Consider the following 16,263-nt stretch of genomic DNA (forward strand, 5'->3'; position numbering starts at 1 on the left):
CGAAGGTTGTTATTGACCATTTTTATAAGCGATTGCTTCATGAATCAGTATCTTTGTAGTGGAGGCTTCAAAAGATTTATCCCATTTAGGATAGATCCTCATGTATTCTTCTAAAAGATTAAACCCTATATTGTCATACATAAAATTCCTGGTCGCATTTAATACGGATATTTGATCCGAATAGTTTTGAAACCTTGGGTGTTTTTCCTTTTGCTGCTTGCAATAGGTTATTTCATCTTCAATACGATTCACTAAACTCTGAAATTGTGACTCAAGAGTATTTTTTGGCGGTGCTTTTAGAGAAGCAAAAAGGCCAATACCACCCTTATTTTCTTTTTGATGCTCAGACATATTTATCTCCCTATAATTCAGATACAGTTGGCAATTCAAATGATTATTGCATCCTGTCCAATCCTACTTGGCTGAGGCCAATTTTTTAAAATCCATTCGACTTTTTATGTTAAGTATAGTTAAAATTTTAACAACAAAGAGGCAGATTCCTTGGATTTCATATATACTCTTTATCTCAATTGAAAAAACAAAGGTCTATTTTATGCGTACGTTTATTTCCTATTTGCTTATTGCATTATTCAGTTTTGGCCTGCTCGTTAATGAAGCCTCTGCCAAGCGTTTTGGCGCAGGTAGAAGTTTTGGCATACAGCGTTCACAAAATGCCCTGTTTTCCCAAAATAAAGTACAGAAATCCAGTGTAATGGGACAAAGCACCAAAAATCCAAGCAGATGGGGGGGCTTACTCAGTGGTTTATTAATTGGCGGCTTACTGACCAGCTTATTTATGGGACATGGTCTTACCAGTGGCCTCTTGTCATGGCTCATTGTAGGTGCGATTATTTTCTTCATTGTCGGTTTTTTCCGCAAAAGAATGCAACCCGGCTTTCAGTCAGGACAAAGCCAAAGCAGTTCCTTTAACCAAAATCCCTTCAGTAATTTTACCCAAACCTTCAATAGCAGCAGTTCAGGCGGTTATGGCGATAATGGCGTTGCTGAATACCCTGCAGGCTTTGTACCTGAGGCCTTTTTACGTGAAGCAAAGGTGACATTTAATCGATTACAAGCAGCTTACGATCAAAAGAATCTTCAAGACATGAGTGAGTTCACCGCACCCGAGGTATTTGCAGAAATTAAAATGCAATTGGATGAGCGGGGAGATGCGCCCAATAAAACAGAAGTCATCCGTTTAGACGCGGAATTACTTGATGTTTCAAGACAATCTAATTCTCTAATCGCGAGTGTTCGCTTTACTGGCTCTATTAAAGAAAATGATGAACCAAGCCAGCTTGATGAAATTTGGCACTTCCGTCAATTCCCTAACAGTCCTCAATGGGTTGTGGGTGGAATTCAACAAGACGTATTTCAACCCTAATAGAAGATGAACCTGGGGATTCTGCAAAACCCAGGTTCATCCCTCTTCATCCTAGGGTCATTTCCAAAGGTATAGAGAATCTCCCTTCTCCCTCCATCCCATCATCCGCAGTGCTAAGAGAGATATCTCTCCTTGAGCACTTTCTAAAACGAGAAGTTCCCTCGCTAAGCTTAGAATGACGAGAACAAAGGGGAAGAGGTCGCTCCTGTTGACGCATTGATTGCAGCGACTATACCTACGCCCTCCGTCCGCAACCCACAAGTTGGCGCGAATTTTAACTGCATGGCAAATTCAGGCTAGGAATTTCGATCGAGGCAGAACACTAATTCTCAATCAGTGTTTCATCATAGACAACTACTTGATTTCGCCCCCTTTCCTTCGCCTTATATAAAGCCTTATCTGCCTGGATCACAATGCTGTTGATATCATGATTGCCATTAAAATATGAAATGCCAACACTAATCGTCACATGAACCTTTTGCTCATTTACAGTAAAATAATTTCTGGAAAATTGAAGCCGTAAATCATTACAAATTTTTAGACTGCTTTGCAGATCAGCACCGGGCAATATGATTGCAAACTCTTCCCCGCCATATCGTCCAATAATGTCTCGATTGCGTAAACTTACCATAAATAATGAGGCCAACTTTTTAATTACCAGATCACCAAAAGGATGACCATAGGTATCATTAATCGATTTAAAATGATCAATATCGATCATGATGAAAGATACAGGTGAGTTCTGTTGTTTCGCTCTAGCCACTTCAATATTTAAACGATTTAAAATACTCGAATGGTTTAATAAACCCGTCAGACTATCTGTAGTCATGTAATAATTTAAAATGCTTGCACGGTTTGATCGTGAACGTACCGCCGAAACCAAATCATGTGGAGAAACCGGTTTGGTAAGAAAATCATCTCCGCCCAAACTAATCGCTGCTAATTTTTTATTTTTGTCATCCTCTGTAGAGAGGAAGATAATTGGCATTTTAGTATATCTTCTATCCTTGCGCAGTAACGCAGCAAGCTCCATACCCGAACATTCTGGCATATATATATCCATCAATAATAGATCGGGCTGAAATGTTTCAAGCTCTTTTAATAAATTTAATGGATTGGTAATGGCGCGAGTAATCATATCCGCTTGTTTTAAAATCAGCGAATAATATTCAGCAAGTGACTTAGAATCATCCAGAATTAAAATGCGGTATGCTTCATTAACCATTGAACTGCAATTTATGTTTAACTCTTGTACTAAATACGTTACATCAAGAGGCTTTTGAAAATAAGCCACACAACCGGCACGTATTGCGGTAAGTCGCGGTGCTAAATCAGCATTTGGAACGATACAAAATAATTGAACTGGGGTTTTTTGCTTTTTTTGTATCGCAATCAGTTGATCCAGTGCTGACTTTTTTAAATAATTGGTATCAACAATTATTGCAACTGGTTGTTTTTTTTGAACCGAACTCAATAAAGACCCGATATCATCTACAGGTTGTGCATGGTAGCCAGCGTGTTTAAGATTTTCACTTAGTTCATGAACTAAATCAGTTTCCTGCTCTAAGATATACACTAATTTATTGTCGGTAAGCTCCGTTATGTCGGTAAAAATTAGTGGTTTTTTAGGAGCCTCTTTAGCCAATACACTTTTTAATTGGGCAAAAAAAGAATTAATTAGTTCCTGATCCTCAGGAGTTAATAGTCCATTAACTAAAATTTCCTTTAATGATATTTCCATCCGGCGTGCTGTTTTACTTAATTCGGTATAACCATAGGTTCCCGCTGAGCCACATAAACTGTGGACATCGCGATGAAAGTTTTGAAAGCCTGCTAAATCCCATTTTTTGAGTAGCGCATGCCATTGGATCTCTATACTGTGAATTTTTTCTGGTAAATTCTTGCTGTAGAGAACAAAAAGATCATGTAATTTTTTCTGAATTTTTTCATCCATTATATTTCAACCATGCATTTTTTATTGACGTCGCAAGCGTCAAAGGATCAAAAGGTTTTTTAATGACATCAATTGCTCCAATCGACTTATAATCTTCTATCTCATTATTTTGTATTTTAGCAGTCATAAATATAGCGGGTATTTTTATAAAATTTGGATTCTTACGTAATTCTCGTAAGGTCGTAGGCCCATCCATTTCCGGCATCATGACATCCAACAAAAGCAAATCAGGGATGTATTCTATTGCTTCTTCGAGAATTTTTTTTCCATTAGAACAATACCTCACCGTAAACCCACCAATATCTTCCAAAGCAATTTGGGCGATAGCTCTTATATCCTCTTCGTCTTCAGCATATAAAATCCTTTTAAGTTCTTTATCAGCCATCTTCCATTCCTTTAATCAACGAGTTAGAGAAGGTTTTTAATCGTATTTAATAAAATTTCATTTGAGGAGCTCGATTTAAGCAATGCTTGGCTGACATACTTAGAAGAATCTTCATTTAGTTTAGTATCAGAAAATACAAGAACCGGCGCATGATATTTCGATATTAAAGGAAGAATGTCGGCACCATTTCCATCGGGCAACAATAAATCTAAAATCACTAAATTATATTTCTCATTTTGAAGCCTTTTTTTTGCTTCGTCTAAATTATTCGCGGTTGTCACGTTCGCATATTTTTCCAGCAGCACTTCTAAAATTTTTTGGGTATCTTTATTATCTTCAACATGCAATATATGAGGTTTGCTTTGGCGGTTATTTTTTTGTATTTTGCTGATTGTGAACAGTAGCTTATTAAAATCTATTGGTTTATCCAACCAATCAACTATTGAAACAGCGTCACCATTAGATAATTCTCTTCCTGTTTCAGCAATGACAGAAAGCACGATAATGGGTAAATTTTTTGTTTTGTTATTGGTGCGCAGTTCTCTAATAAACGAAACTCCATCTTGATCCGGTAATATGAGATCCAACAAGAGCGCATGGTATTCCTGTTTTTCTAACATTTCTCGTGTCTCTTTTGCAGTATTTGCCACCTCCACAAGAAAACCCGCTGATTCTAATAGTAATTTGATGTAATTTGATTGATCACTATCGTCTTCACAAACAAGTAACCTCTTTCTAGACTCTAGGGCAGCTATTTGATTTTTTTCTTGGCTAATAAGCAATTGGTGTGCTATTGGTAAATCGAAATAAAAGGTAGTGAGATCATTAGGCTTACTTTCAAAACTTAAGCATCCTCCCATTTTCTCGATAATGGTCTTGCTGATGTTTAATCCTAAACCAGTCCCCCCCTTTCCTCGGGTCGTTGAAGAGTCGCCTTGAGAAAATTTTTGAAAAATTCGATGCTGGAATTCAGGTGATATTCCCGTACCCTTATTGGTAATGGAGACACGCACCGATGAATCAATTTGTTGGATACTTAGGGTAATCTTCTCCTTTTCATAAGAAAATTTACAAGCATTAGAAACCAAATTGGCCAAAACTTGCATTAAACGACCTGAATCAACGGTGACTAAATACTCTTTTTCAGGCGGAATTAATTCAATTTGTACCCCGAACTTATCAGCATACATTTTATTAACATCGATTGATTCCTGAACTATTTCATTTAAGCTGGTTACCTTTAATTCAAAATCCATTTTTCCGGCTTCAATTTTTTCAATATCCAAAATATCATTTATTAACAACAATAGACGTTCACAGTTATTATTGGCTATTGCAAGCAATTTCATTATTTTTTCGGGAAATTTACCCATAACCCCACTTACTAAAAGTCCCAAAGACCCCCGGATGGATGTAAGTGGTGTGCGTAACTCGTGACTCACTATCGAAACAAATTCATTCTTTAATCGTTCAGTTTGTTTCAAATCAGTAACATCATGGATTACAATCACCGCCCCTAGGTTCTTTCCCTCTGAATTAATTATTTTTTGCCCATCAATGACTACATTGCGAATCCCATTATTTTTAATATGCATCAGGAGTTCAACAGCGCGCACTCGTTCACCATTTAAAGCCCGTTTAAGAGGAAAATCCTCAGGGTTAATGGGATTATTATTGGTCGTGTAAAGACTAAAATAATCCAAGATGTTATTGATGTTTTTATTTGACTTGTCTGAGTTAATGTATTTTTGAATCGTATGATTCAAGACAGTAATTCGCCCCTCAGCATTACATGCGATAATCCCATCTTCTAAGTTATCCAGCATCGCATTGAGAAATTCCTTCTCATTTGAGATCGCCGTGACCATTTTTTTGTAATAATTGGATACCGTCAGTGCAAGAGCACAAATCAATCCACTAACGCCTGCAATGAAAAAGGCTAAATAGCTAGGTTGTATCCCTGCATTTTCGTTTATCATCACATGGGATAAATTAGGGGTAAATACTGCGGCTGACATCCCTGTATAATGCATGCCACAAATAGCAAGTCCCATGAGCAAGGAGCTGATGATTTTTAAATTAAATTGTCTTTTACTTGAACCATAATTGCTTTCTAAGGCAAGCCAAATAGCCGCTTCTGCGGCAGCAATTCCAATAAGAATAGAAAGAAAAAATAAAGTCGGTAAATAATGAATCGTTACATGAACCTTCATTGCCTCCATGCCCATATAGTGCATGCTGGATATAGCAAGACCAACGATGAAGCCACCCAAAGCAAAATGCAAAAGGGAATAATCTTTTTTCTGTAGAATAAACAAAGCTAACGCAGAGGCAAGGATGGCAACAATTAGGGAGGCTGCCGTCCAACTTAAATCATACTCCATGGGCATAGGCATGATAAAAGCTAACATGCCAACAAAATGCATCGACCATATTCCTGCCCCCATGGCAAAAGCACCACCTGCAAGCCAGTAGGTTCGCGCATGTTTATTTTTTGTAGCACGAAGCCTGCCTACCAGATTTAAAGCCACATAAGAAGCAAAAACGGCGATTATATAGGATAAGATCACTAACTTTACATCATAGTGACCCGTTATTACATCAACCGGAATTGGAGTCGTTTGAAACCATTCAGAAAAAGTGTCCATTATTACTTCCTGTAATAGTAACACAAAGATTAATTATATTTTTTAGCGGTGAATCACTTAAGGCATTTATTCAAAATGCTCTAATTGATTATAGACCTTTTTGACACTTTTTACGTACAGAAAACGTCATATTGCGTACTCATTTCCCTAAGCATCAACGTGCCCGCGCAGGGCACGTCCAAGTATTAAACGTACTGCACATCAATAATTTCGTATTCCACCATACCGCCTGGCGTGTTAACAATGACTGAGTCATCTAATTCTTTACCAATTAAGGCACGACCCATAGGAGAGCTGTAAGAGATTTTATTCTGTTTAATATCAGCTTCATCTTCACCAACGATTTTGTAAGTAACTTGCGCATCTGTTGCTATATGACTGACGGTAACAGTAGAACCAAAAACTACTTTGCCATTGTTAGGTAATTTACTGATATCAATTATTTGTGCATGTGATAATTTTGCTTCTAACTCCTGAATACGGCCCTCATTAAAACTTTGCTGTTCGCGAGCAGCATGATATTCGGCGTTTTCTTTCAAATCACCATGAGCCCGTGCTGTAGCAATCGCTTCAACGATACGAGGTCTATCAACAAATTTTAAACGTTGTAATTCTTCTTTCAGTGCTTCCGCACCTTCTACTGTCATGGGGTGTTTACTCATATCTACCTCAAAAAAATAATTCCCTGGTAATTCTACTTTTTCTCCAATACAACAAGAGAAAGAGCTTTGCGCATTAAGTTAAGACCTTCATCCAATGATGTCAATTAAGCTTTATACCTAGACCGAATCAGCGCAAAGCATAAAACGGGGATGCATCCTTAAGATGACGACTTTGCCTAGACCATAGTGCATCATTGAGTTGACATCATTGCGCCTTAACCTAGGCTACAATTTTTATGTTCCCTAGTGTAAATCCTGTAATCGGGTTACAGTCTCTCTATCCTCATATTTCATAGCCAAACAAGCCGCTTCAGCGCCTGATAAAGTCGTAGTATAGCTGACCTTATGTTGTAATGCATTGCGCCTGATTGCAAAAGAATCGGCGATTGCTTGCTTACCCTCGGTTGTATTTACAATAAAATCAATTTCATTATTTTTTATAAAATCCAAAACGTGAGGTCTACCTTCATTGACCTTAAATACCCTGCGACAATCGACTCCAGCAGCCTGCAAAGCCAACGCCGTACCGCGCGTTGCAATGATTTCAAAACCCAATTCAATCAATCGCTTTGCAATTTCACCGACTCGTGTTTTATCCGCATCGCGCACTGAGACAAACGCACGCCGTCTCTTAGGTATATTAGAACCAGCACCCAATTGTGCCTTAGCGTAAGCTTGTCCAAAACGTCTGGCAATACCCATCACTTCACCGGTTGATTTCATTTCAGGGCCAAGAATAGAATCTACTCCGGAAAATTTGATAAAAGGAAAAACGGGAAGTTTAATTGAATAAAATGAGGGCATATGATGATTTTGACTTAAGCCTTGTTCTTTTAAACTAATTCCCAACTTGCAAAGCGCTGCAATTTTAGCCAAAGGCAGCCCAGTAGCTTTGGAAACAAAGGGAACAGTCCTTGAAGCCCTTGGATTAACTTCTAGAACATAAATGTCATCCGCTTGAATCGCAAATTGCGCATTAATCAAACCCACTACGCCTAAATTCAATGCCATTTGACGCATTTGCTCCATTAAATCTTGTTGTACCACCACACTCAAGCTGAAAGGAGGCAACGTACACGCCGAATCTCCTGAATGAATGCCAGCCTGTTCTATGTGCTCCATTACGGCACCAATCAATACCTCCTTCCCATCACAAACAGCATCAATATCGACTTCAATAGCGTCATTTAAAAATTTATCCAAGAGTACGGGAGAATCATTAGATACAGCCACCGCATGCGAGAGATAATGACGTAAATCATCCTCTTGGTATACAACCTCCATTGCTCGGCCTCCAAGCACATAGGAAGGGCGAACCACCAATGGATAACCAATCTTATTGGCTAAAGTAATCGCTTCTGCTTCACTACGTACCGTACCATTATCGGGCTGATGCAATTTCAACTCAGTCACCAATTTTTGAAACCGATCTCTATCCTCAGCTCTATCGATGGCATCAGGAGAAGTTCCAATAATCTTAACCCCATTTGCTTCTAAAGCACGGGCTAATTTTAAGGGGGTCTGGCCACCGTAATGAACAATCACTCCATCCGGTTTTTCTACATCGACAATACCCAATACATCCTCTAAAGTCACAGGCTCAAAATATAAGCGATCTGAGGTATCAAAATCAGTAGATACTGTTTCGGGGTTGCAATTGACCATGATGGTCTGACAACCTGCATCTCTAAGCGCCATAGCAGCATGTACACAGCAATAATCAAACTCAATACCCTGACCAATACGATTAGGTCCCCCACCGAGAATCATAATTTTTTTCTTATGCTTATCGGGGCGAGCCTCACATCGGGTTTCATAACAAGAATACATATAGGCCGTATCGCTGGGGAACTCACCAGCACAAGAATCAATACGTTTATAAACAGGCACAATGCCTAATTCTTTACGTCGCGTGCGAACTTGCTCTTCGGTGCATGACCAAATTTTAGCCAAATAAGCATCAGCAAAACCACGTTGCTTCAGTAAGCGCAACGTCACGACATCCACATCGGAGAGTTTTTTTCCTGCCATGGACCGTTCCAAGGCAATCAATTCTTCGATTTGCGCTAAAAACCAGGGGTCAACACGACTTTCCTGATGAATTTCCTCAAGCGACATATTGCTTCTAAATGCATCGGCAATGTACCAGAGTCGATCTGGCGTCGGTTCTCGTAAATGTCCTCTGAGACGTGCTAAATCCCCTTTTTGGAATAAAGGATGCAAACCACAACGACCGATTTCTAACCCACGGATTGCTTTTTGTAATGACTCTTGGAAATTGGAACCGATGGCCATCACTTCCCCTACAGACTTCATTTGCGTCGTCAATGTATTGGAAGTTTGTGGGAATTTATCGAAATTAAACCGAGGCACTTTAGTCACGACATAATCGATACTTGGTTCAAATGACGCAGGCGTTTTGCCCCCAGTAATTTCATTTTTTAACTCATCAAGAGTGTAGCCTACAGCTAATTTTGCAGCGACCTTCGCGATCGGAAAACCAGTGGCCTTGGAAGCCAAAGCGGAACTTCGAGAAACTCTGGGGTTCATTTCTACAACCAGCATTCGTCCATCTTCAGGATTGACGGCAAATTGTACGTTCGACCCGCCTGTATCAACGCCTACCGCCCTTAATACCTTAATCGCAGCGTCACGCATGCGTTGGTATTCTTTATCAGTGAGTGTTTGCGCGGGTGCCACAGTAATCGAATCACCGGTATGGACCCCCATGGGATCAAAGTTCTCAATGGTACAGACAATAATGCAATTATCATTTTTGTCGCGCACAACCTCCATTTCATACTCTTTCCAACCCAGCACTGACTCATCGATCAATAATTCATGGGTTGGTGACAACTCTAAACCGCGCATGCAAATTTCTTCAAATTCTTCTCGGTTATAAGCAATACCGCCCCCACTGCCACCCATAGTAAATGAAGGACGAATAATAGCTGGGTAACCTAATTGTGCTTGCACCTGGATTGCTTCTTCCATACTATGAGCAATTGCCGAGCGTGGCATATCCAAACCAATTTTAATCATTAATTGACGAAATTTTTCTCTATCTTCAGCGCGATCAATTGCTTCACGTGTTGCACCAATCATTTCCACTTGATACTTTGTCAATATCCCTTCACGCACCAGATCCAGCGCACAATTCAGCGCTGTTTGTCCACCCATGGTAGGTAAAAGAGCATCTGGACGCTCAATTTCAATGATCCGTGCTACCTCTTTCCAGGACACAGGCTCAACATAAGTTGCATCTGCAAGTTCTGGATCGGTCATAATGGTTGCTGGATTAGAATTGACTAAAATTACTCGATACCCTTCCTCCCTGAGGGCGCGTACAGCTTGGGTACCAGAATAATCAAATTCACAAGCTTGTCCTATTACGATAGGGCCTGCTCCGAGGATAAGAATGGATTTAATATCAGTTCGTTTTGGCATATTGACAACAAAAAAGAGTAAAATTGACGTATTTTACCTACTTTTGCTTAAAGTTTATACCCTTGAGGAACAATTAACTGTATCGATTAGCTAAAATAATTTGTAATCCCGCCTCAGTTAACGATAAATATTTATAATGTGGATCCGCTGTGGTTCGTTCCAACCATTCATTAGCAATGCAAATGTCCGTTAATTTTTGTACCTCTTCTACAGAGACAGGTCTTTGTATTTTTTGAGAAAGCATCGCCGCTGCATCCTCTTCCATACTCAAAAATACTTGATCTCGAGTTGTTCCACGATTTTTCATCTCGTCATAAAATAATCGCAAAATATCAAGTTCATTCATGATCTTGGTCCCTTAAAAGAATCATTTTACCTATCTACAGTATAAGCTTAAATTGTCCTTTTGAGTGATGAATTAAACAAGAAAAAAAACAATTGCCTTTATTTTAGAAATAAGCGGTGGTCCTCTTTGGGCTATAGTTCACACTACTAACCTGAGCCAAAATTCATTGATTGATGGTTACCTTGAGAAAGTTCAGAATTATCCTGAACTACGGGAGCAAAAAATGCTTGTGACGATAAACCTAGCCCTAAATCTAGTTTTTGCTTTTCTGTTAATCTAATGGACAATGCATTGACTAAAAAGCGAATTTGCACAGCAGCCTCATCAAGCTCTTGGGAAGAGCAATTATCTTTTGTCAGCAGATACCAAATATATCTTGTTTTTTTGCCATTATAATCCCCAGGTTCTTTCAAAAGATCCTTATTTAGAGGATGAACCGGACTATGTTGCAACCAATTTAACAAATTATCTTTATCGGTAACATAACTGGTTGCAGGGATGTTAAGCCATTTTTGGCCATCCTGATATTGTTTGACCAGCAAAATAGGTGTGTCCACTTCCATATCGACAATCAGTTCATCCTTGATTTGGCTTTTATCATCTTGTTCTAAAGCAACTCGTACTTTTTCCAGCTTGAGTGATAGATCTTGATATTGGGTATGTAACTTTTGTAACAATTCAAATTGCTGTTTCGCCAGGGGAGGCAAAGGATCTTTAAGCTTGGGTAATTCATCAATGAGTCTCTGGATTTGTTTTAATTGATTTTCAGTTAACAATTGAGTGGACGCCTGCCCTTCTTTGCTTTCCAGATCGGGAACATCCAATGGCTTACGGGCTACAGGAACATCCTGCAAGTCCTCAATATTAACGCGTTGAAATCCATTAAAATCGACCTCATTAATTGCGTGCTCTGGGTTTACTCCAGTCCGCAAAACGCTCTCAGAGGGGATGAGGTTGAAAAGTCGTTGTGAGGCTAATGCATTCTCAAAACCGTCCATACCATAGAGTAGGCCATTTTTAAAACCAACCCAGAATGACTCAAGCATATTAACTACAGTATTGAAGGTTAGATAAACGGCTATCCCTGCCAGGGCAACTGCAGTCATTGCAGTGAGTAGCGGAAAAAAAATCAAACCCGTGATTAGTAAATTCGCCCTGTTCGATACTCCCTTATCTTTAAGGGTATACGCCAAATCCATGGGGAGTACGATGAGAGCGGCCACTCCCAAAAAGAGCGCTGCTATTGCATAAAAGGCATTATTTACCAGAACACGTAAAGGTAAAACAGTTGTACCCAACAAGATTGCCAGAAGATGCTTCAGAAGTAACATAAAACGCTTTGATAAGAGTGAGTTAACCAATCGTATAAAAAAATCTCACTACGATCAAGGCTCACGCTTTGCATTACCGATGATGCATGTTACCCTTGCAACCGTTTCTTTTATACAAGTCAAATCCAATGGAAGTAGTAGATGTCGTCATTGTAGGTGCCGGTGCCGCCGGGTTGATGTGTGCCATTGAAGCAGGCAAACGTCACCGTAGGGTTTTGATACTCGACCACGCCAATAAAGTTGGAAAAAAGATCTTAATGTCAGGTGGTGGTCGTTGTAACTTTACTAATTATTACATTGAACCTGAAAAATACAACTCCCATAATCCCCATTTTTTTAAGTCTGCTTTAACTCGTTATACCCAATGGGATTTTATTAAACTTGTAAAAAAATATAAGATTCCCTTTCATGAAAAAACCTTAGGGCAATTATTTTGTGATAATAAATCAAAAGATATTGTCGATATGTTGCTTAAAGAATGTGATGCGGCAGGCGTTGCAATCCAATTAAATACCAACATAGAATCCATTCAAAAATCACAACATTTTAAAATAAAAACCAATAAAGGAATTGTTTCCTGTCAGTCCTTGGTTATTGCCAGTGGGGGTTTATCCATACCCACGATGGGAGCCACCCCTTTTGCTTATAAAGTTGCAGAGCAATTTGGTATCAAAGTATGGCCTACCCGTGCCGGATTAGTTCCTTTTACTTTGGATGTTGTCGAGAAAGAAAAAATAGCCCCGCTTTCAGGGATTAGTGTTGACAGCTTAGTATCAAATAAACGCATTGAGTTTCGTGAGAATACGCTATTCACTCATCGCGGTTTGAGTGGCCCTGCCATTTTGCAATTGTCTTCTTATTGGCATGCAGGCGAGAGCATTAGTATTAATTTATTACCTGAAATGAATCTTCTGGACTATTTAAAAACTGCACGCGTAGATAAACCACAAAAACAATTAAATTCAATCTTGTCCATGCACTTACCGAAACGAGTTATCGAACACTTTATTGCACCTGAGCTTATCGACAAAAAACTTGCTGAGCTCTCAAATCGTGATTTGGAGTCTGTGGCGAAACAACTCAACTCTTGGCAGGTTAAACCTAATGGTACAGAAGGGTACCGTACTGCTGAAGTAACCATTGGCGGTGTAGATTGTCATGCGATTTCATCAAAAACCATGGAGGCTCAAGAGGTCCCTGGACTTTATTTTATTGGCGAAGCCTTAGACGTCACCGGTTGGTTAGGCGGCTACAATTTTCAATGGGCATGGTCCTCAGGATGGGCCGCAGGGCAAGTAGTCTAAATCCTATACTTGGCATTTTGTAATCAATGATTATTGCAGACATGGCTTGAGCCTTGGCTGAACTTCATTTTGATACCAACGTGTTATGGAGCTTTTGTCCAGCCAAGGCTCAAGCGACGTCGATTTTATTGGTTATAGAGGCGGCGGTTATCATAAAAAAAAGTAAACAATAATTGTTAAAACGATGGATAAAACAAGGTATAAACATTTACCAACATGCCTATCACTTAAAAGATTTTTCGCTTTTTCCCAATAGTCGATCAGATCAATGATCAACGAGCCGCAAAACCATAAATAGATAGGGCGTTGCCAAAATGGTTTATCTAAAAAACCGCCCAGTACAAATAATTGTTTTTTGCATAAACTGCAATAATAAACGGCTTGGTCCGTTGTGATTAATCTTTTTTCCCAACACACCGTGGGTTCCATCCGCTGTCGGCAAAACTTACACTGGATTTTCATATTATTAGTATTTTAATACGATATGGACAATATTTTACCATAAAAAAAGGGGCAGAACATTAAATAAGTAGCGGGGATGCAAGAGGCTAACACGGTGGAAAACATTCATTATTGTTAAATAACCCGATTACCTTACTCTTTTCATTAAGTACAAACCCAATAAAGCAAAAATAAAAGTAGGCCCTAAAGCAGCTAACTCGGGCGGTAATTGAAATACGGTACTCAGTGGACCAAAAAAACGGCTCAAAATATTAAAGCTGAATCCTACTGCTGCGCCAACCAAGAGTTTTGAGCCCATAGTCGTTGAACGCAATGGTCCAAAAATGAATGGGATGGAAAGGATCATCATCACCATAGTCGTAAATGGTTGAATAATCCGTTGTAAAAAAGCAAACTGATAATTATGTACATTTTGATGATTACGCTTTTGTTCTCGTATGTAACGATTCAGTTCTTTTAAGGTCATTTCATCCGGTTCAATACTGCTTATTGTCAAAATTTTTGGTTTTACAGAGACATCCCAGGGAAGTGAGGCAACTGTCTGTGTTTTGGTTTTATCTGCTTCAAAATCAGTTTGCTGTACATTATATGCAACCCAACCTGTAGGGGTATAGCGGGCTTCGGCAATAAATCGAGACATTTTTAAATGATGATGATTATCAAAACGAAATTGATAAATATTATTTAAAATATTATTAGGGAGGATTAAACCCACGGAAATGAAATCATTGCCATACCGTAACCAAGATCCCTTTGAAGTTCTTAATGTTTGTCCGCCACTGACTGCAGCAGTCTTATAGTCATTGGCATAATGCGATAAGTATGGAATTACAGTTTCTCCTAATGCAGTGACCAACACAATCAGTACAATGGAGGCTTTTAATACCGCCATAGTAATCTGCCCTATAGACATTCCTGATGCGCGCATGACCACCAACTCACTGTGATTGGCTAAAATTCCAAGGCCAATCAAGCAGCCAAGGAGGCTTGCCATAGGAAAAAATAAATAGACTTGGTAGGGCATTTGCAATAAAACAAAAAAAGCAGCTTGCGTAATCCCATAATCCACGCGGCCTAAGTCATTTAATTGGTCGACAAATAAAATGAAAATTTGTAGCCCTACGAGCATGAGCGTTACTAACCCAATTGAGCCAAGAACCGTTTTTGCAATATAGCGATCTAATATGTTCATCATGCCAATTTCGCCTGCTTACGCCCGATTAAGAACAAACCGAAGGCAACTACGATAAGATGCACCCACCATAAACCGAGCCATTGAGGTGTTTTTCCAGAAACCATTGCATCACGGGCAACAAATAACAAATTCGCATATAAAATATAAATGATGATTGCGGGAAATAATTTAGCATATTTCCCTGAACGCGGATTAATACGACTCAAAGGAACCGCGATTAAAGTCAAAGTGAATACCATAATCGGTACCGACAAACGCCACTGCAACTCTGCTGCCTTGGCAGGATCTTCGTTGTTGAAAGGGAGTAAACTGGTCGTACTCATGGTCCGTAGATCTTGCGATATATTGACAACAGGATGTGGCAACCGGGCTTTATACTCTCCAAATTCCGCGACTTGATAATCTGCCTGCCCTGGAATTCCTTGATATTCTTTGCCTTTTTGCAAAATGATATAGTCCTCTCCTGTTTTTGCATCAGTTTCTGCAAAAGCTTGATCGGCCCATAGGATATCCCAACGAATTTGATCATTGACCGAACTACGCTTTGCCAAAAATACCTGTTCCGCTTTGGTATGATCACGACTCATCGATTGGACATAAAACACTTCTTGACCTTCATTAATCGCATGAAAACGCCCAGGCATAATCGTTTGTACCAGAGTTTTTATCCCTGTAGTTCGCAACAACTTCGCTCGTTCAATATAAATTAAAGGACTTCCCCAAATCATAATCACAGCCACAATAATCGCTACGACAGTCGCCATAATAAAACTGTGTTTTAATAATTGATTTGGCCCATAGCCACAAGCACGCAATACGGTCATCTCACTCTCAGCATACAAACGACCATATGCGAGCAACATGGCAGTATAAAAACCTAATGGAACCAATAGACTCAGTAAAGTGGGTAGCTCAAGCATCATGAGCTTCATAATAATGACACCTGGGATATTTCCAGAGGCTGCGCGATTGAGGTATTGAATAAATTGGTTACTCAGAAAAATTAATACGAGTATGGAGGTGAGCGCAATTAAAGTGAGAAACACTTCTTTGGCTAAATAACGAAAAATAATCACCCAATGCCCCTATTTTAATAACCTTTTCTAATTATTTTCTAACCTTAAAGCATTGTATCCTCTTGCAAG

At 39.3% G+C, this 16,263-nt stretch carries 13 protein-coding genes; 2 read left to right on the top strand and 11 right to left on the bottom strand.

From position 1 onward, the window contains the following. Positions 1–9 precede the first annotated feature (9 nt). Positions 10–351: a hypothetical protein gene (locus OQJ13_RS06575; RefSeq protein ID WP_265710049.1), complete on the bottom strand. Its 342-nt coding sequence runs from the start codon at positions 349–351 to the stop codon at positions 10–12. A gap of 202 nt (positions 352–553) precedes the next feature. On the opposite strand from OQJ13_RS06575, the gene OQJ13_RS06580 reads away from it, so the two are divergent. Beyond that, positions 554–1,384, top strand: coding sequence for a Tim44 domain-containing protein (locus OQJ13_RS06580; protein WP_265710051.1), 831 nt, complete (start codon positions 554–556; stop codon positions 1,382–1,384). Positions 1,385–1,706: 322 nt separating this feature from the next. On the opposite strand, the gene OQJ13_RS06585 is transcribed toward OQJ13_RS06580, so the two are convergent. The 7 genes from OQJ13_RS06585 to OQJ13_RS06615 form a co-directional block, all read right to left on the bottom strand. After that, positions 1,707–3,338, bottom strand: a complete 1,632-nt coding sequence (locus OQJ13_RS06585) for a diguanylate cyclase (RefSeq protein WP_265710053.1) — start codon at positions 3,336–3,338, stop codon at positions 1,707–1,709. Continuing rightward, positions 3,331–3,723: a response regulator gene (locus tag OQJ13_RS06590; RefSeq protein ID WP_265710054.1), complete on the bottom strand. Its 393-nt coding sequence runs from the start codon at positions 3,721–3,723 to the stop codon at positions 3,331–3,333. The genes OQJ13_RS06585 and OQJ13_RS06590 overlap by 8 nt, the downstream gene beginning before the upstream one ends. 23 nt (positions 3,724–3,746) lie before the next feature. Next, positions 3,747–6,371, bottom strand: coding sequence for an MHYT domain-containing protein (locus OQJ13_RS06595; RefSeq protein ID WP_265710056.1), 2,625 nt, complete (start codon positions 6,369–6,371; stop codon positions 3,747–3,749). Between the two features lie 185 nt (positions 6,372–6,556). Beyond that, positions 6,557–7,033 (bottom strand): transcription elongation factor GreA, encoded by a 477-nt coding sequence (gene greA, locus OQJ13_RS06600; protein WP_265710059.1) that lies wholly within the window; start codon positions 7,031–7,033, stop codon positions 6,557–6,559. Between the two features lie 243 nt (positions 7,034–7,276). Further along, positions 7,277–10,480, bottom strand: a complete 3,204-nt coding sequence (carB, locus tag OQJ13_RS06605) for a carbamoyl-phosphate synthase large subunit (RefSeq protein ID WP_265710061.1) — start codon at positions 10,478–10,480, stop codon at positions 7,277–7,279. A gap of 73 nt (positions 10,481–10,553) precedes the next feature. Next, positions 10,554–10,826, bottom strand: coding sequence for a hypothetical protein (locus OQJ13_RS06610; RefSeq protein WP_265703164.1), 273 nt, complete (start codon positions 10,824–10,826; stop codon positions 10,554–10,556). A gap of 146 nt (positions 10,827–10,972) precedes the next feature. Next, entirely contained in the window at positions 10,973–12,157 is a 1,185-nt protein-coding gene (locus tag OQJ13_RS06615) for a coiled coil protein (protein ID WP_265710063.1), read from the bottom strand. A 128-nt stretch (positions 12,158–12,285) separates the two neighbouring features. Between OQJ13_RS06615 and OQJ13_RS06620 the strand changes: the two genes are divergently transcribed. Next, entirely contained in the window at positions 12,286–13,461 is a 1,176-nt protein-coding gene (locus OQJ13_RS06620) for an NAD(P)/FAD-dependent oxidoreductase (RefSeq protein WP_265710064.1), read from the top strand. Positions 13,462–13,611: 150 nt separating this feature from the next. Here the strand turns inward: OQJ13_RS06620 and OQJ13_RS06625 are convergent, their stop codons facing one another. The 3 genes from OQJ13_RS06625 to lptF all read right to left on the bottom strand — a co-directional run bounded on the left by OQJ13_RS06625 (position 13,612) and on the right by lptF (position 16,194). Beyond that, positions 13,612–13,878, bottom strand: a complete 267-nt coding sequence (locus OQJ13_RS06625; RefSeq protein WP_265710066.1) for a hypothetical protein — start codon at positions 13,876–13,878, stop codon at positions 13,612–13,614. A 172-nt stretch (positions 13,879–14,050) separates the two neighbouring features. Further along, complete coding sequence (lptG, locus tag OQJ13_RS06630) at positions 14,051–15,115, bottom strand: LPS export ABC transporter permease LptG (protein ID WP_265711904.1); 1,065 nt, start codon at positions 15,113–15,115, stop codon at positions 14,051–14,053. Then, positions 15,115–16,194 (bottom strand): LPS export ABC transporter permease LptF, encoded by a 1,080-nt coding sequence (gene lptF / locus OQJ13_RS06635; RefSeq protein WP_265710067.1) that lies wholly within the window; start codon positions 16,192–16,194, stop codon positions 15,115–15,117. The genes lptG and lptF overlap by 1 nt, the downstream gene beginning before the upstream one ends. Positions 16,195–16,263: the final 69 nt, after the last annotated feature.

The organism is Legionella sp. PATHC035, from assembly GCF_026191115.1.
Lineage (GTDB): Bacteria > Pseudomonadota > Gammaproteobacteria > Legionellales > Legionellaceae > Legionella.